General features: G+C 65.0%; 14 protein-coding genes. 4 read left to right on the forward strand and 10 right to left on the reverse strand.

Annotated elements, in window-relative coordinates:
- Positions 1–119: 119 nt before the first annotated feature.
- The 3 genes from bhcC to bhcA are packed head-to-tail and all read right to left on the reverse strand — an operon-like array spanning position 120 to position 3,496.
- Entirely contained in the window at positions 120–1,283 is a 1,164-nt protein-coding gene (bhcC, locus tag GGQ68_RS06410) for a 3-hydroxy-D-aspartate aldolase BhcC (RefSeq protein WP_183964178.1), read from the reverse strand.
- A gap of 51 nt (positions 1,284–1,334) precedes the next feature.
- On the reverse strand, positions 1,335–2,306 hold the full coding sequence (gene bhcB, locus GGQ68_RS06415) for a beta-hydroxyaspartate dehydratase BhcB (protein WP_183964180.1): 972 nt from the start codon (positions 2,304–2,306) through the stop codon (positions 1,335–1,337).
- Complete coding sequence (gene bhcA / locus GGQ68_RS06420; RefSeq protein ID WP_183964182.1) at positions 2,303–3,496, reverse strand: L-aspartate--glyoxylate aminotransferase BhcA; 1,194 nt, start codon at positions 3,494–3,496, stop codon at positions 2,303–2,305. The genes bhcB and bhcA overlap by 4 nt, the downstream gene beginning before the upstream one ends.
- A 171-nt stretch (positions 3,497–3,667) precedes the next feature.
- Between bhcA and bhcR the strand changes: the two genes are divergently transcribed.
- Positions 3,668–4,519 (forward strand): HTH-type transcriptional regulator BhcR, encoded by an 852-nt coding sequence (gene bhcR / locus GGQ68_RS06425; protein WP_183964184.1) that lies wholly within the window; start codon positions 3,668–3,670, stop codon positions 4,517–4,519.
- A gap of 1 nt (position 4,520) precedes the next feature.
- On the opposite strand, the gene GGQ68_RS06430 is transcribed toward bhcR, so the two are convergent.
- On the reverse strand, positions 4,521–5,363 hold the full coding sequence (locus tag GGQ68_RS06430; protein ID WP_183964186.1) for a bifunctional allantoicase/(S)-ureidoglycine aminohydrolase: 843 nt from the start codon (positions 5,361–5,363) through the stop codon (positions 4,521–4,523).
- Between the two features lie 551 nt (positions 5,364–5,914).
- Here GGQ68_RS06430 and GGQ68_RS06435 point away from each other — a divergent pair.
- On the forward strand, positions 5,915–6,148 hold the full coding sequence (locus GGQ68_RS06435) for a hypothetical protein (protein WP_183964188.1): 234 nt from the start codon (positions 5,915–5,917) through the stop codon (positions 6,146–6,148).
- Between the two features lie 104 nt (positions 6,149–6,252).
- Here the strand turns inward: GGQ68_RS06435 and GGQ68_RS06440 are convergent, their stop codons facing one another.
- On the reverse strand, positions 6,253–6,639 hold the full coding sequence (locus tag GGQ68_RS06440; protein ID WP_221235537.1) for a cupin domain-containing protein: 387 nt from the start codon (positions 6,637–6,639) through the stop codon (positions 6,253–6,255).
- Positions 6,640–6,955: 316 nt separating this feature from the next.
- Here GGQ68_RS06440 and GGQ68_RS06445 point away from each other — a divergent pair, with 316 nt between their 5' ends.
- Positions 6,956–7,411, forward strand: a complete 456-nt coding sequence (locus GGQ68_RS06445; protein WP_246429288.1) for a hypothetical protein — start codon at positions 6,956–6,958, stop codon at positions 7,409–7,411.
- A gap of 189 nt (positions 7,412–7,600) precedes the next feature.
- Here the strand turns inward: GGQ68_RS06445 and GGQ68_RS06450 are convergent, their stop codons facing one another.
- The 5 genes from GGQ68_RS06450 to GGQ68_RS06470 all read right to left on the reverse strand — a co-directional run bounded on the left by GGQ68_RS06450 (position 7,601) and on the right by GGQ68_RS06470 (position 16,148).
- The gene (locus GGQ68_RS06450; RefSeq protein ID WP_183964190.1) at positions 7,601–8,974 is read right to left on the reverse strand and encodes an efflux transporter outer membrane subunit; all 1,374 of its coding nucleotides are present in this window, start codon (positions 8,972–8,974) and stop codon (positions 7,601–7,603) included.
- Positions 8,975–9,147: 173 nt separating this feature from the next.
- The gene (gene treY / locus GGQ68_RS06455) at positions 9,148–11,361 is read right to left on the reverse strand and encodes a malto-oligosyltrehalose synthase (protein ID WP_183964192.1); all 2,214 of its coding nucleotides are present in this window, start codon (positions 11,359–11,361) and stop codon (positions 9,148–9,150) included.
- Entirely contained in the window at positions 11,358–13,064 is a 1,707-nt protein-coding gene (gene treZ / locus GGQ68_RS06460; RefSeq protein WP_183964194.1) for a malto-oligosyltrehalose trehalohydrolase, read from the reverse strand. The genes treY and treZ overlap by 4 nt, the downstream gene beginning before the upstream one ends.
- Positions 13,061–15,136 carry a glycogen debranching protein GlgX gene (gene glgX, locus GGQ68_RS06465; protein WP_183964196.1) on the reverse strand — a complete coding sequence of 692 codons (2,076 nt, stop codon included), beginning with the start codon at positions 15,134–15,136 and terminating at the stop codon, positions 13,061–13,063. Before glgX ends, treZ begins: the two co-directional genes overlap by 4 nt.
- Positions 15,137–15,326: 190 nt before the next feature.
- Complete coding sequence (locus GGQ68_RS06470) at positions 15,327–16,148, reverse strand: alpha/beta hydrolase (protein WP_183964198.1); 822 nt, start codon at positions 16,146–16,148, stop codon at positions 15,327–15,329.
- Positions 16,149–16,303: 155 nt separating this feature from the next.
- On the opposite strand from GGQ68_RS06470, the gene GGQ68_RS06475 reads away from it, so the two are divergent.
- Positions 16,304–17,101: an SDR family oxidoreductase gene (locus GGQ68_RS06475; RefSeq protein ID WP_183964200.1), complete on the forward strand. Its 798-nt coding sequence runs from the start codon at positions 16,304–16,306 to the stop codon at positions 17,099–17,101.
- Positions 17,102–17,120: the final 19 nt, after the last annotated feature.

Consider the following 17,120-nt stretch of genomic DNA (forward strand, 5'->3'; position numbering starts at 1 on the left):
CAGGCTTCTTTCATGGCCTGCCGTGCCTGCGTGCCGCGGCCTGTCTGCGCCGCGGGATGCGGCATTTACGACAGGAAACCGCCCGACCCCTCCCCGGGCCGGGCGCTCGCGTCACCGGATCAGTAGGCGCGTCCGCGGGCGGACACCGGCCAGACGCATTCGACCTTGCCGCCGCGCACACCGACGTACCAGTCATGCACGTTGGCGGTCGGGTCGCAGTGGCCCGGCACGAGGCGCAGCTTGTCGTTGACCTTCAGCACGCCCTGCGGGTCCATGACCACGCCGTGTTCGTCGGAACACTTGATGTATTCCACGTCGTCGCGGCCAAAGATGACGGGCAGGCCGCTGTCGACGGACTGCGCCTTGAGGCCCGCGTCGACGATGGCCTTGTCGGCCTTGGCGTGGCTCATGACCGAGGTCAGGATGAAGAACGCGTTCTCCCATTCGCCCTGGTCGATGCGGTTGCCGTCCTTGTCGAGGATGCGGCCATAGTCCGCGTCCATGAAGGCGTAGGAGCCGCACTGAAGTTCGTTGTACACGCCGGAGTTCGACTCGAAGTAGTAGGACCCGGTGCCGCCGCCGGAGACGAGCGTGCAGTCGATGCCCTCCGCCTTCAGACCGTCGACGGCGTCCTTGACCTGCGCGATGGCGATGTCGAGCTTGGCCTTGCGGTCTTCGTAGCTGTCCATGTGCTGCATCGCGCCCTGATAGGCCTGAATGCCGGTGAAGGTGAGGTTCTCGGCGGCGACGATGGCCTTGGCGATGTCGATGACCGCTTCGGTGGTGGTCACGCCGCAGCGGCCCGCGCCGCAGTCGATCTCGATCAGGCATTCGATCTCGGTGCCATGGGTCTGCGCGGCGGCCGACAGCTCTGCCACGTTGTCGATGTCATCGACACAGACGATGGTGCGCGCGCCGTGTCTGGGCAGCTGGGCGAGCCGGTCGAGCTTGGCCGGGTCGCGCACCTGGTTGGACACCAGCACGTCCTTGATGCCGCCACGGGCAAAGACCTCTGCCTCCGACACCTTCTGGCAGCACACGCCAACCGCGCCGCCCAGCTTTTCCTGAAGCTTGGCCACGTCGACGGACTTGTGCATCTTGCCATGCACGCGGTGGCGCATACCGTGCGCCTTCGCATAGTCGCCCATCTTCTTGATGTTGCGTTCCAGCGCATCGAGGTCGAGCACGAGCGCGGGGGTCTGGATGTCGGCCTCGTCCATGCCCGGCTTGGCGGGAATGTCGAAGCCCACGTCGTATGCGTCGAAGTTTGTCAGATCTTTCATAGGGTCCTCCTGAAAATTGTCAGCTGACAATTTTAACGAATTTTTAAGGGTTTAGCTGGCAGCGAGCCACGGCAGGCGGTCGAGGTCGACGTTGCCGCCGGTGATGACGATGCCCACGCGCTTGCCCCGGAAGGCTTCGGGGTTCTTCAGAACGCAGGCCATGGGGACGGCGCTGGAGGGTTCCATGACCACGCGCAGGTGCTTCCAGATGATCTTCATCGCGTCGATGATCTCGGCTTCCGAGGCGGTGTAGATCTCGGTCACGTGGCCCGACACGAAGTGCCAGGTCAGATCCTTCAAGGGGACCAGCAGGCCGTCGGCGATGGTCTTGGGTGCGTCATCGGCAATGATGTGCCCGGCCTTGAAACTGCGGTAGGCGTCGTCGGCCTGTTCCGGTTCCGCCGCGATGACCTGACATTCCGGGGCCAGGGTCGCCAGCGTCAGGCAGGTGCCGGAGATCATGCCGCCGCCGCCGATGGGGGCCACGACCATGTCGAGACCGTCGGTCTGCTCCATGAACTCCTTGGAACAGGTGCCCTGGCCCGCGATGACGCGCGGGTCGTTGTAGGGATGCACGAAATCCCCGCCGGTGGCCGCCTGGACTTCGGCAAAGGTCGCCTCACGCGAGGATGTGGAAGGATCACATTCGGTTATGACGCCGCCGTAGCGACGGACCGTGTCCTTCTTGGCCTGCGGTGCGGTGCGCGGCATGACGACGTTGCAGGGGATGCCCCGGCGCATGGCGGCGTAGCTGAGACAGGAGGCGTGGTTGCCGCTGGAATGGGTCGCCACACCTTTGGCGGCCTGCGCGTCATCAAGCCCGAAGACCGCGTTGCTGGCGCCGCGCACCTTGAAGGCCCCCGGCTCCTGAAAGTTCTCGCATTTGAAGAACAGCTGCGCGCCGCTCAGCTCGTTGAGATAGGCGGAGGTGCGGACCTCCGTGCGGCGAATGTGCGGCTTGATACGCTCATGGGCGGCGAGCATGTCCTCGTAGGTGGGAATATACATCGCGTGGTCCTTCATTCCGCGGCGACCTTCTGCGCCTGCGCGGGATTGGCGCGGTAGTAGTCCTGCGCCGCGCCGGTGCCGATGCCCTGAGGGATGTTCAGGCCAAGGTCGGCCATGCACATTTCAGCGGTCGCGATGCCCGAAAGCGCCATCACGTCCGTGAGCGAGCCGAGGTGCCCGATGCGGAAGACCTTGCCCGCGACCTCGCCCAGACCAGTGCCAAAGGCCACGCCGTAGGTGTTGGCGGCATGTTCGACGATGCTGGTGGCATTGAAGCCGTCCGGCGTGCGGATCGCGCTGACGCTGTCGGAGTAGACCTCGGGCGAGGCGGCGCAGAGCTCCAGCCCCCAGGCCCGCACGGCGGCGCGCACGCCCTCGGCGATGCGGTGGTGGCGGGCAAAGACGTTCTCCAGCCCTTCGGCCAGCAGCATGGTGCAGGCTTCGTTCAGCCCGTTCAGCAGGCCGACAGCGGGGGTGTAGGGATAGGCGTTGTTGGCATAGCCTTTTTCCATGTCCTTCACGTCGAAGAAGGTCCGGGGCAGGGTCGCCGTCCCGGTGGCGGCCATTGCCTTGTCCGAGAAGCCGGTGATCGCCAGGCCGGGCGGCAGCATGAAGCCCTTTTGCGAGCCTGCCACAGCCACGTCGACGCCCCACTCGTCAAAGCGGAAGTCCATCGAGGCGATGGAGCTGACCCCATCCACGAACAGCAGCGCCGGGTGGCCGGCCGCATCCAGCGCGCGGCGCACGGCGGCGATGTCGGATTTCACGCCGGTTGCGGTTTCATTGTGGGTGGCCAGCACGGCCTTGATTCGGTGGCCGGTGTCGGCGGTGAGGATTTCCTCGTAGCGGTCGGCGGGCAGGCCCTGGCCCCAGGGGGTTTCGACCACCTCGACGTTCAACCCGTGACGCTGGCACATGTCGATCCAGCGGTGGCTGAACATGCCATTGCGTGCGGCCAGCACGGTGTCCCCGGCGGACAGGCAGTTGGTCAGCGCGGTTTCCCAGCCACCGGTGCCGGTGGAGGGGAAGATGAAGACATGGGCGCGCTCGCTTTTCAGGACCTTGCGCACGCCCTCGCGGGCGGGGTGCAGGATCTGACCGAACAGCGGAGAGCGGTGGTCGATGGTCGGCATGTCGCATGCCTTGCGCAGGCGTTCGGGGATGTTGGTCGGCCCCGGAATGAAAACGGGATTCTGAAAGCTCATGTCGGTCTCCTTACGGGTCGGTAAAGGGAAGGTACGCGATGGCGGGGTTGCGACATATATTTTCGTATCCCGCGTATTTGACACGGAAAATTTCAGAAAGATAAATGTTTACAGGGGTTTGTGTTTTTCATATCGTGAAACGTAATTTCATTGAAAGCCAGAAGGCATCTTATGGAAAATCATGACAATCCCGCCGCGGCCAAGCGTCGGGCGCGGGGGCGTCCGCGTGATTGGGACGACAAGACGTCGCAGAACACGATCAAGTCGCTGGATCGTGCCATGCAGGTTCTGGAATTCATCAGCAAACGCCAAGGCATGGCCCTGAGCGCGATTTCGGAGGAGATGGGGCAGTCTGCCTCGACGGTCTACCGGGTTCTGGTGACGCTCGAAGGCCGGGGGCTGGTGGAATTCGATCCCGAAGAGCAGCTGTGGCACATCGGTCCGCGCGCCTTCACGATCGGGTCACGGTTTTTGCGCCGCACCAGTCTGGTGGAGCGGGCCCGCCCGATCATGCGCAAGCTGATGGAGGCGACGGGCGAGACCGCGAACCTTGGGGTCGAGCGGGAGGGCAAGGTGCTGTTTCTCAGCCAAGTGGAAACGCACGCCAATATCCGGGCCTTCTTTCCGCCCGGAACGCTGTCGGACATGCACAGCTCCGGCATCGGAAAGACGTTGCTGGCGCAGATGGAGGGGGAGCGTCTGGCGCGCCATCTGGCGGGCGGATTGCAGGCCTTTACCCCGCACACCATCGTCACAGCCGAGGCTTTGCAGGCGGACCTTGCCCGGATCCGGGCGCGCGGCTTTGCGTTTGATGACGAGGAGCGCAGCATCGGTATGCGCTGCATCGCGGCACCGGTCTTTGGCATCGCGGGGGAGGTGGTGGCCGGGATTTCTGTCTCCGGCCCGACGAGCCGCTTGACCCCGGAACAGGTGGCGCAGCTCAGCCAGCCGGTGATTGCGGCGGCAGAGGCCCTGACCCAGTCGATCGGCGGCGTGGTTCCCCCGCCGCCAACCGGCGTGTGAGTCACCGCGTCTGCGGCTGTGCGCCGAGGCGCAGTGGCATGTGGCGGTTCACGTCCTTGTAGAGCAGGTAGCGGAACCGCCCCGGCCCCCCGGCATAGCAGGCCTGCGGGCAGAAGGCGCGCAGCCACATGAAATCGCCTGCCTCGACCTCGACCCAGTCGTTGTTGAGCCGGTAGGCGGCTTTGCCTTCGAGCACGTACAGGCCGTGCTCCATGACATGGGTTTCAAGGAAGGGGATGACGCCGCCCGGCTCGAAGGTCACGACCGTGACGTGCATGTCGTGGCGCAGGTCGTTGGGGTCGACGAAGCGGGTCGTGGCCCAGGCGCCGTTGGTGTCAGGCATGGCCGTCGGCGCAATGTCCTGTTCATTCAGGATCAGGACTTCGGGTTCGTCGATCCCCGGCGCCGGTTGCCAGATCTTGCGCACCCAGTGAAAGCGCAGAACCTCGGTCCCACGGTTGTGCAGCGCCCAGTCCGCAGAGGGTGGCAGGTAGGCATAGCCGCCCGGCGTCAAAACATGCGTCTCGCCGTTCACGTCAAGCGTGGCCTCACCCTCGACGACGAAGAGCACACCCTGCGCGCCGGCCTCTTCCTCGGGCGTGTCAGAGCCGCCGCCCGGCTGCACTTCCATGATGTACTGGCTGAAGGTTTCGGCAAATCCGGTCATCGGGCGGGCAAGCACCCACAGCCGCGTGTCTGTCCAGCCAGGCAGAAAGCTGGTGACGATGTCGCGCATCGTGCCGCGCGGAATGACGGCATAGGCATCGGTAAAGATCGCGCGGTCGGACAGCAGCTGGTCCTGGCCAGGCAGCCCGCCGTGCGGGGCGTAGTATGTAGCAGACATCAGAGTCTCCGGTTACGATTTGAGCCGAATATGTCGCTTGGCCATTGCCAAGGAAAGCTACGAGGAGCGGGCATCTCTTTCAAGATTAATTTGACAATCTGGCTGCGTGGGCAGGGCAAGGATGACGGTTGGGCACAAGGGACGCCGGGCACCCTGTGCCGGTCGCGGTGAGGGTGTGTTCAGGTTCGGGCGGGGCTGATGTCATCCGACGGCTGCCTGGGGCTTTGGGGCATCAGATCAAAGGCGGCCGCGCAGGCGATGTTGTTCAAGCCCGGTGCGCCCGGAGGCCTGAGCTTACGCCGGCGCAGGGCCTTGGATTTGACACGGTGAGAGCAATAATCGCCGGCACCCCTCCAGCGAAAGCGGGCTTGCCAGTCGGCACGGTGACAAAGGGCGAGATGCCATCGCGATTGGGTGTGCCTTGGCGGTGGCGTGTTATCAGGGAAGTGCCGCGCCAACATACTGAGCCCATCGGGCCCTCGGTGTCGCTCGTCACTTGTGAGACCATGCTGGGCTGTCCCTTTGGCAGCCCAGATGGACAGCAGATTTCCATGGCGCTGGTTGGGGACAGTTTGGACCGTATGCCCCAGGAGGTAACCGTGCAGGCAGGCAGCGAAGAGGATGAGTGGCGCGAGGATTGCGCGTTCGCGCGCGCGAATGCCGCGTCGACGTCATCGACCTCAATCGAAAAATCCGGTACGGGCGTTCCTGACCCACCCTCCGTCGCTATGCTGATCTGGACGGGTGCCGTCTGGCCGGATGCCAATGTCACGATCCATCCGTGATCCATGATGACGTCCAGCCCAAAGAGGTCGGTATAGAATTTTTGAACGCCGGCGACCGATGCCACGTCGATGTTTGCGACGATGCGTCGAACGGTCATGGCAGGCTATTTCCCGCGCTTGTCGCCGTAGAAAATCACCCACGTGCGAAAATCATCGGAAAAGGTTTCGAAGCGGTGTGGCACGTGAGCGGGAACAAAAAGCAGATCGCCTTGAGCGAACGGGACCAGTTCGTCGCCGCGCGAGAAGGTGCCTTCACCGCTGGCAATGATGTAGAGCTCGTCCCGGTCGTGAGGCTTTTGCATGTCAGCCCCTACGGGAGCGTAGAGTTCGATGGAGACTTCGGGGCTTTCGAACACGGTTTCGAACGGGGCCTCACGGCTCAGGCGCGCCGCGACGTCCATGAGGGGATGCCGTATGGTATCGCTTGATCGGGGCGCGTTGGCGCTGGCTTTCGCGGTTTTTGCATCCTGCCCTGGTGTGGTGTCGTCCATCCTGCTCTCCATGGTTTTGCGCGGTCGCGGTCAAGCCTTTGGGGATCACTTCCAAAGTGTGGTGCGTTGGAACTAGCTTGAAACGTTCCGGCCATGGTGTCCAGATTTTGCAGGGGCATTCGACTGGCGAACGGTCTTGGCGCGGCTTCCATCGGGCTGCGTGATTTTCGGCTGCACCGCGTCGCTTTGCAGCTTATCCCGCATCGCGCCCGGCGTCTTGGGAATTGCCATGGCCCGGTGTCCGTGTTTGATACATTGCAAGAAGGAAGGGACGTGGGACTGACGCGCCTTCCGCATGGAACGAATGGAGACTGCCATGGCTTCGCGCGCCTTTTCTGTCCTGACTGCCTTGCCGCGGGCGGCACTGACTGCCTTGTCGCTGGCGGCACTGACCGCCTTGCCGGTGATGGCACAAGAGGATGCCTCTGACAGGCTGAGCATCGAGTTGAACTCGGTCGAACCCCAGGAGACAGGGTGCCGGATGAGCTTTGTCGTGCTGAACGGGCATGAGGTGGATCTGTCCTCTGCGGTGTTCGAGGCGGTGCTGTTCGACGCGGAGGGCGCTGTGGAGAGAATGACGCTGTTCGATTTTGGCGCGCTGCCGTCAAAGCGGACCCGCGTGCGCCAATTTGTCGTGCCCCAGCTTGCCTGTGACAACCTTGGTCAAATTCTGATCAACGGCGCGCAAACCTGCGAGGCGGAGGCGGAGGGTGATTTCTGCATCGACGGTCTGGACCTGAAATCGCGCATCGATATTCGCGTCATCGGCTGACGTATGCGCTGAACCTCGCGGTGCTGGTTTCGGCCCGCGGGGAGGCCTGTGCCTGGTCTTGGCGGCGCGCGGGCGGTTTCGTCCGGCGGCGCCCCGGCCCGCAGCAGGGACACAAAGTCCTCTGCGCCTGACCGTCGAGACTGCATTTATAAAATTGCGATCTGTCGGCGGGCGCGCGGACCGCACCACTTACTGCGTTGCGGCCACGGATTGAGGCGCGTGCCCCGCGCCAAGGTTCACGTTCACCTCGACATAGGTTTGCGTCATGTCGCGTACGGCGGCGGCCAGAGACAGCTCGGAGGTCGTCAGCGCATCCTCTGCGTCCAGAACCTCGGAGATCGTGACCTCTTCGCTGGCGTATAGCTGTCGTGTCAGCTCCAGCACTTCGCGGTTCAGGCGCACGGTTTCCTGCGCGCGGGCGCAGGTCTGCGCAGCGGCCCGGTGCCGGGCAAGGGCATTTTCAACCTCGAGAATGGCATCCAGAACGCTGGACTTCCAGTCGAGCCAGGCAATTTCCGCCTCTGCATGGGAGCGCGTGATAGAGGCGCGCGCGGTCGACGGAAGGTCCGGGAACGTGATGTTCGGACCAAGGAAATAGCCAAGACGATCTGTGTTGGAGGCAAACAGCGACCAGTTCAACACGCCGGACAGGGACAGCTTTGGGTAACGTGCGGCGCGGTCCACATCCATCTGCGCCAACGCCGCGCGATACCGCCACTCGGCGGCCTGCACGTCGGGGCGGTTGCGCAGCAGATCCGTGGGCACGCCGATATTGTCGGGCAGGCGGGCTTTGGGTTGGCCTCCGTCGGCCAGCTTGAGCGGCGGCAGGGGCGAGCGCCCGAGCAGCACCGCGATCTCGTTGCGGCGCGTCTCGATCGCGGCCTGGGTGCCGGGCATGTCGGTGCGCGCCTGGCTGAGTGCTGCGCGGGCGCGCAGCACGTCGACCCGCGTGGCGCTTTGGACTTCGGCAAGGCGTTGGGCGTTGGATAAGGTTTGGCGCGCGGTGCGTTCCTGACGTTGCAGGATGTCGAGCACAGCCTGCCTGTAGCGATAGTCGATGTAGGCCGTGGACATGCCGAGCAGCATTGCCAATTGGGCGGCATCGCCCTCGGCCCGTCGCACGGCGACAGTGGCCGACGCGTTGCGTTCCCGCGCCGCGCGCTCGCCCCATGGATCGAACATCCAGTTGAGGCTAAGCTCGGCCGTGCCTGTTTCCGTCGGTCCGGTGTTCTCGCTGCCCCGGTAGCCCGCGTCGATGGAACTGCCAAAGACCGATTGGATGCGCGCGCCATCCAGCACCGCCTGCGCGCTGCGAATGCGCTGGACGGCTTGCAACAGGGAGAGGTTTTGCAGTGTCGCCACCTCGATCAGCCGGTCAAGCTGCGGGTCGCGCATCGTCTTCCACCAATTGTCATTGGCCAAGAGGCGTGGGGACGCGCTGTTCCTGGAGAAGGCCGTGCCAGAGGGTGAAAACGCGCCACGCCCGACCGAAGCGTCCATGCATCCGGACAGCACAAGGCCAAAGCACACTGCCCCTGCGGTCTTGCGAACCTTGTGTTTCATGCCTGCCTCGTCATGTTCCGCGTCGGCTCTGATGGCCGTTTCGGAGCATCGTAGACGGGCTGCGATTGTGAATGAAACGCTTTCGTGATCGAGGCTGGATTATATTCCTTCTGTTGCAGGACAACCCCAAGTGGTGAGCGATTCAGGCTAATTCGGGGCCGGTGGCCGGCAGATCAGGCGGTATGGACCTGTTTTTCCGCTTTGGCTGCGCCGGCGGTCCGGGTCACCTGTGGCGGGCACGTGCCGTTACGGCAGAAGGTCAGCGTGGCGGTGGTCGCGCCCAGCCGCCGCGTGAGACGGGTCAGACCGTCGGTGACCTGAAGCTCGACGGTCCCGCGCGCCATCACCTCGGGGCAGGTCCGGCGCACCGCCAGCAGGTCGCGCAGCAACTGCGTCTTTCGCGTGCCAAAGTCAGAGGGGCTTTGCGACAGGTCCAGCGGCGCGCGATTGTCCGGGTCGGTCAGATGGAAACTGCCGAACTCCGTTCCCTGGTAGACGTCGGGCACGCCGGGCATCAGACACCGCAGGGCAAGTTGCGTCAGCGAGATGGTTTCGGCGCGCGCCACGATATCCAGCAGCTCCGTTTCAGGGGCCGTCCGCCATTGCGCCAGTACAGCGCAGGCAAACCGCTGGGCGGCCCCTTCGGCCTCAGCATCCGGCGCCTGCCATGTGGTGACCTGCTTGGCCTCGCGCATGGCCTTTTCCATATGCGCGGCGAGCCTGTCTTCGAGGTCGTCACGCGCGGGCTGCCACAGCGCCAGCGCCGATTGCACGGCGTACCACCGCAGGCCGGCGGGCACCTGATCTGCGCCGTCGATGTGCAGTGACCTGTCCCAGAGGGTCCGCATCGCTTCCGGGCAGTGCGTTATGGCGATCAGCCGGGCGCGTGCGTCTTCGGCGCGCTTGGTGTCATGGCTGGAGCCAAGCGTCATCGCCTCGGGCCAGCGCGCCAGACGGGTGGTGCACCAGTCCTCGAACTGATCGGGCGTCACCATCGGGGCATCGGGTTCAGAGCCGACCTCTGCCTCCGCCAGACAGCGGGTGTGGCGGTAGAAGGCCGTGTCTTCCTGCGCCTTGGCGACCACGGCACCGGTCACCTGTTGGAAGCGTCGGACCAGATCCTGCGCCGCCGGGGTGCTGGCGCGCATCAGCATATCGCGCAGCGCGTCGAGCGTTTCTGTGTCCCGCAGCCCGGCCGTTGCCGCCTGATGGCTGGCCTCCATCAGGGCGCGGTCCATGTAATCGGGACCGTCGTCCGCGATGTAGCTGCGATACCGGGGGAAGGCCACGAGCAGGGCGCGCAAAGCCTCCCGCAGGGCATCTGGTACGACATGGCGCCCTTCCTCTGCCATTGCCGCCTGCGCGAGGGTCACCAGTTCGCGCAGTTCCGCGCCCAGATCGCCGGACAGGATCTCGTGGCGCGCGGTTTGACAGGCGTCCTCGTAATCGCCAACGGCCCCGGTGGCGGTGCGCCAGATGGCATCGATGCGCTGCATGCCGTCCGCATCCATCAACAGGCGGGTGATGCGGTCGCTGGCCTCGTAACCGGTTGTTCCGGTGATCGGCCAGTCGGGCAGATCCTCCGGGCCGGTCAGGATCTTTTCCACCCAGATCGGCACGTTCGGGCCCACGACCTCGCGCAGCCTGAGCACGTATGCCTCTGGATCGGCCAGCCCGTCGATGTGGTCGATCCGCAAGCCTTGCGCCAGTCCCGCGCGGAGCAGATCTAGCGGCAGGGCGGTCATGTCGTCGAACACATGCGGCAGTTCCACCCGCATTCCGATCAGGTCGGTGATGTTGAAGAAACGGCGATGGGTGAGGCGTTTGCGCTCCGTCTGCCAATGGCGCAGGTGCCAGTGCTGCTGGCGGAACACGTCCGAGATGTCGTCTGATGCGCTGCCCGGGGCCAGCGGCAGCCAACCGCCCTCCCATGTCAGTCGCTGGTCTTCGACGCGAAAGGCATCGCGCGCCAGCATGTCGTCCAGCGGGTCGGGCAGGATCGGCAGGATCAGTCCGGTTTGCCAGTCCACATCGAAATGCTGGGCATAGGCGCTGTCCGCGCCGTGCATCAGCGCGTCGTGCAGCCATGGGTTTTCGACGCTCAGAACCGTGTGGTTGGGCACGAGGTCCAGGATGATGTCGAGCCCATGACCCTGCGCCGCGCGGGCCAGCCGTTCAAAGCCCGCGCGCCCGCCCAAGGCGGGGTCGATTTCCGCCGGGTTGGCCACGTCATAGCCGTGGGTCGATCCCGTGGTCGCGGTGAAGATCGGGGACAGGTAGAGGTGGCTCACCCCCAGCCCGGCGATATGCGGCAGCACGGTCACGGCACGGTCGAAATCCATGCCCTGGCGCAGTTGCAGGCGATAGGTGGCGACGGGATGGGTCATGATGTGATCTCGACATGAAGGGCAAAGGCATCGCGGGCGAGGTCGCCCATGGTGAAGATCGGCGTGCCCTCGACAGCGCCCAGAGGGGTGCCAAGCGCGAGGCACACCCGCAGTGTTCCGCCCTCGAAACGCCAAGCGGCGTCAAAGCTGCGCGCGGTGGGGCGCGACACGGTGCCGTCGCCGATCTTGCCGGACCGAAGCAGCGGCACGATGTGCGCCATGCGCAGGTCGATCAGCCGGCGGGTCAGGTCGCGCCATGCGGCTGCGCGGTCCGCGTCCTCTGCGGGATATGGGCGTGAGACGTCGAAGGCTGCTTCGCCGCAAGGGTCGAGCATCCCGTCCACCTCGTAACCGATCCCGGCCAGCTCTGCCCGACGTCCCTTGCGCACGGCCTCGCAGCTGTCGTCATCCGGCGGATCGCAAAAGAAATGGAAAGGCGCGGTGCTGCCTTCCTCCTCGCCCATGAAGAGCATCGGCACAAAGGGCATCAGCAGCAGGGCGGCATGGATGACGCGGGCGGGTGTCTCTCCGACCAGCGAAATCAGGCGTTCTCCGTGCGCGCGGTTGCCCACCTGGTCATGGGTGAGGTTGGAGTTGATGAAGGCGGTCCAAGGCAGATGCGCCGATGGCGCGCCGCGCGGTTCCTCGGGGGAGGGCTGTCCTTCGTCCACCTGGCCGCGTGCCATGGCCCGCGCCAGATGATCGAACGGCGCATTGGCGAAGCGGCTGTAATAGCCCTGATGCTCGCCGGTCAGCGCCACGTGCAGCGCATTGTGCCAGTCGTCGTTCCATTCGGCGTCATAGCCGTTTTCACGCAAAGACGGCAGGTTGCGCTCATCCTCGCAGATCAGATGCAGCGGGCGGTCGGGCGCGCTGGCGCGCAGATCGCGGGCGAGGTCGCGCATGACCTTCTGGTCGCGGCCGTCGCGGATCTGGTGGACCGCATCGAAGCGGAAGCCGTCGAGCCGGTAGTCGTGCAGCCACCCCATCGCCGCCTCGTGAAAGAAGGCCTGCACCTGCGGGCGGGCAAAGTCGATCGCCGCGCCCCAGGGCGTCGCCCGGTCCGAGAACATCTCCGGCACGTAGGCCGGCAGCAGATTGCCGAAAGGTCCGAAGTGGTTCATCACCAGATCGAGCAGCACGGCCATGCCCAGCTCTTGTGCGGTGCGCACGAAGGTGCGCATCGCATCGGGGGAGCCATAGTCCGGCTGAGGCGCGCGGATCAGAACCCCGTCGTAGCCCCACCCGCGCGCGCCGCTGAACTGCGACACCGGCATCAGTTCAATGACGGTGACGCCCATGGCCGCAAGATCCGCCAGGCGGTGTGTCGCGGCCTCGAATGTGCCTTCGGTGGTAAACGTGCCGATGTGCAGCTCGAAGATCACCGCCTCTTCGAACGGGCGCCCCTGCCAATGCGATCCCCAGTCGAATTGGCTGGGGTCGACGGTGAGCGACGGCCCTTCGGGACCGTCCACCTGCAACCGCGACGCGGGGTCCGGGTAGTCCGTGCCATCGACGCGAAACATATAGGGCAGGTTCGCGCGGGCCGGGCAGCTGACCTGCCACGCGCCATCCGGGCCGCGTGTCATCGGATGCAAGGTGCCATCAAGGCGAAGCGCGACGTCTGCGGCCGAAGGCGCCCAGAGACCGAACCGCCATTCATCAGCCTGCAAAGGCACTGCGCCCCATAGCGGCGCCGTCATGCGGGTTTGCCCTCGGCCGCGGCAAGGACCACGACGGATTGCGCGGTCAGCTCGATCTCCGTTCCGACTTCTTCGTCGCAGGCGACGGGATCACAGGCGGTGTCCAGACGCTTCTGCCAGGTGCCCTTTGGCAGGGTGAACCGGCAGGCATCGCCCGCGTTGATCAGCAGCAGCAGATCGCGGGTGTCGTCCTGACGGTGGCGCAACGCCGTGGCAAAAAGCCCGCCGTCCTGCCAGTCGCCGTCAGTCATTTCGCGGCCTTCGGGGTGATACCACGTGGATTCTGTCGCCTCCGGTCGTGGCCAGAACCCGAAGGGAGAGGTATGTCCGCGCCACTCCCGGCGGAGCTTCGACAAACTCGCCACGGTTTCGATCAGATCGGGGCGCGCTGCGTCCCAGTCGATCCACGTGGTTTCATTGTCCTGACAGTAGGCGTTGTTGTTGCCGTCCTGCGTCTGCCCCATCTCGTCGCCTGCCAGCAGCATCGGCACGCCGTGCGACAGCATCAGCGTGGCCAGCATGGCTTTGACCCGGTGGGCGCGGGCGATGAGGATGCTCTCGTCCTGCGTCGGGCCTTCGGTCCCCATGTTGTCAGAGAGGTTGTTGTCATGGCCGTCGCGGTTGTCCTCGCCATTCGCAAGGTTGTGCTTTTCGGTATAGGACACGGTGTCCCACAGGGTGTAGCCGTCATGCGCCGCGACGAAGTTGATCGAGCTGGTCGCCGGGCGGTGGGAATGGTTGAACTGCACCGGGCTGCCCATCAGCCGTTCAGAGAGGCCGGGCAGCAGAGCGGGGTCGCGCCGCCAGAACCCGCGCACATCGTCGCGGAACTTGTCGTTCCATTCGCGGAAGGGCCAGGGAAAGCCGCCGACCTGATAGCCCCGGTCGCCCACGTCCCACGGCTCTGCGATCAGCTTGACCTTGCTCAGCACGGGGTCCTGCCGGATGGCGTTGAAGAACGCGCCTTCGCGCTCGAAGCCGTCTGGTTCCCGGGCAAGGGTGGAGGCAAGGTCGAAGCGGAAGCCATCCACATGCACGACCTCCACCCAGTAGCGCAGCGAGTCCATCACCATGCGCAAGACCATCGGGTGAGCGAGGTTCAGTGTGTTGCCGGTGCCGGTGGTGTCAAAGCCATGGCGCTTGTTGTCGGGGGACAGCAGGTAATAGCTGGCGTTGTCGATGCCGCGGAAGGACAGGGTTGCGCCCAGTTCATTGCCCTCGGCGGTGTGGTTGTAGACCACGTCCAGAATGACCTCGATCCCGGCGGCGTGAAAGCGCTTCACCGCCGCGCGGACCTCGCTCACGTCTTCGGTCGCCATGTAGGTGCGGTTGGGCGCAAAGAAGCCCAGCGTGTTGTAGCCCCAGTAGTTGCGCAGGTCGTTTTCAACCAGATGGCGGTCCTGCACCATGGCGTGAATGGGCAACAGCTCGATGGTGGTGACCCCGATCTTTTGCAGATGTTCGATGATGGGCTCGGCGGCCAGCGCGGCAAAGGTGCCCCGGTCGGCTTTCACCACGCCGGGGTGGCGCATGGTCAGCCCCTTCACATGGGCCTCGTAGATCACCGTGTCGCGCCATGGGACCATGGGCCGCGCATCGGCTTCCCAATCGAACACCGGATCGGTGACGACGGCCTTTGGCATGAAGGGGGCACTGTCGCGCGTGTCCCGGTCCAGATCGGACCCGCCCACAGGGTAGCCATACAGCGCATCGTCCCATTTCAGGTGTCCGCGCATCGCCATGGCGTAGGGGTCAAGCAGCAGTTTGTCGGGATTGAAGCGATGGCCCTCTTCGGGCTGGTGCGGCCCGTGCACGCGATACCCGTAGGCCTGACCCGGTCCCACGTCGGGGAGGTAGCCGTAGTGGATGCCGCCCTCGGCGCGCGGCAGTTCGAGACGCGCCAGCTCTGCCTCGCCCGCCTCGTCGAAAAGGCAAAGCTCCACCTTCTCGGCGTGGTCGGAGAACAGCGCAAAGTTCGTCCCCGCGCCGTCAAATCGCGCCCCCAGTTCGTCAGGGCGCGCTTGCGCGATGTCCATGGACAGATCGCGCGGGTCGGGGTTCTTGTCGAACATGTCGGAATCCTGTGAGCGGTCTGCGCGTTGCGGGCTGGCCTATGGCAGCAAGGCAACGCGACGCGACCGGAACGATGGGAGATGGAGTAGGCCTGTGCTGAAATCACAGGAGCAACCCCGATCGTCCCGGATTGGTTCCACGGATCTATGCGCAGCGCAGCATGTTTTCTGCGCGTGCACAGGACGCGGCTCAGCCCAGGTCCCTGACAAAGCGCGCGACGCGGTCGAGCGCCTTGGCGGCCTCGGGCAGAGCGTCCGGCCAGAGCGGGAACATATGGAACAGTCCGGGGGTGACGTGCAGCCGGGTGTCCACATTGGACAGCGCCGCCTTGCGCGCCAGCAGCAGCGTGTCGTCCAGCAGGATTTCTGCGCCGGCGGCTTCGAGGTGCACAGGCGGCAATCCTTCAAGCCGCGCCAGGAGGGGAGACGCCTCCGGCCCCCGTCGCGCGGTCTCCGGCATGGCCATGCGCGACAGCGCCTTGTCGGTGGCGTCGTCGTTCATCGCGTCGCCGTCGCGGCCCCGCGTGGTCGACAGTCCGCTGTGGTCGGTGTTCGGGGACACCAGCGCCAGCCCCTTGATCCGGTCTGACCCGGCCAGCGCAAGGTTCAGCGCCAGATGCCCGCCCGCACTGTCGCCGCCGACGCAGCACGCCGGCGATCCGTCGAGCACGGCGCGCGCGTCGTGCAGCATGGCGGGCCAGGGATGCTCCGGCGCCAGTCGGTAGTCCGGCATGACCACGCGCAGACCGCGCTGGGCCAACCCAAGCGCCAGCGCGGCATGGGTCCCTGGACTGCCAAAGACATAGCCGCCGCCGTGAAACCAGATCAGCTCCGGGCCCGTGCCGATGGCCGTGCAGGGGATCCCGCCTCGGGTGACCTCCTCGAACGCGGCCTCGGGCGCGGGGCCGGTCAGGCGGGCAAAACCCGCGCGCATCTCTGTAGGCGATCCGCTGACGGGCGTGTTGGCGATATGAGCGCGCAGCTCGGTTTCGGTGCTGGGGCGTTGGGTCATGGAGGGGTCCTGTGGGGCGGTGTCCGGAAACGGACGGCAAAAAACAACGCGCGGCGGCCCGCCAAAGGTTCCCTCGCCAAATATTCCCGCATTCGGCGAAGGAACGCATTGCCCTTCACCTCGTTTGGACTGGAATGAAACGAAAGGACACTCCTGTGAATCTGGATATCGACGGAAAACTGGCGGTCGTCACTGGCGCTGCGGGCGGTTTGGGGACGGCGACGGCACAGGTGCTGGCCGAGGAGGGGGTGAAGCTCTTTCTGACCGACACCTCGGAAGAGGCTTTGAGAGAGGCGGTCAACAAGCTTGGCGATGCGGTGGTCGGCCATCTGGCGGGCGATCTGTCCAGGGACGCTGACGTGCTTGCGCTGGAACAGCGGGTTGGGCCCCTTGGTGGCGCCGATATCCTTGTCCATATGGCCGGGATCACCGGCGCGAAGGGCGACCCGCTGGAGATGTCCTATGACGAGTGGTTCGAGTGCTGGAACGTCAACTTCATGTCCGCCGTGCGCATGACGAAGGTCTTCGTGCCGGGCATGGTGCAGAAGGGCTGGGGACGCGTGGTGTTCACCGTCTCGGAGAACGCGGTGCAGCCATACCCGGACGAGGCGGTCTATAACGCCTCGAAGGCCGCGCTGCTCAGCTACACCAAGGCGCTGTCGCAGCCCTACGGCCCCAAGGGCGTGTTGGTGAATGCCGTGATGCCTGCCTTTATCGAAAGCCCCATGACAGACGGGATGATGGAGAAGCGCGCAGAGGCAGAAGGTGTCTCTGTCGACGAGGCCGTGGAGAGTTTTCTCGAAGAGGAGCGCCCCTACCTCACGCTGAAACGCCGTGGTCAGGCCGACGAGGTGGCCGTGGTGGCCGCGCTGCTGTGTTCCAACCGGGCGAATTTCACCAATGGTTCTGCGTGGCGCGCTGACGGCGGTGCCGTTGCAGCCATCAACACCTGAACAAAGACATTGAAAGGAC

Source organism: Sagittula marina (genome assembly GCF_014196795.1).
GTDB classification, from domain to species: Bacteria; Pseudomonadota; Alphaproteobacteria; order Rhodobacterales; family Rhodobacteraceae; genus Sagittula; species Sagittula marina.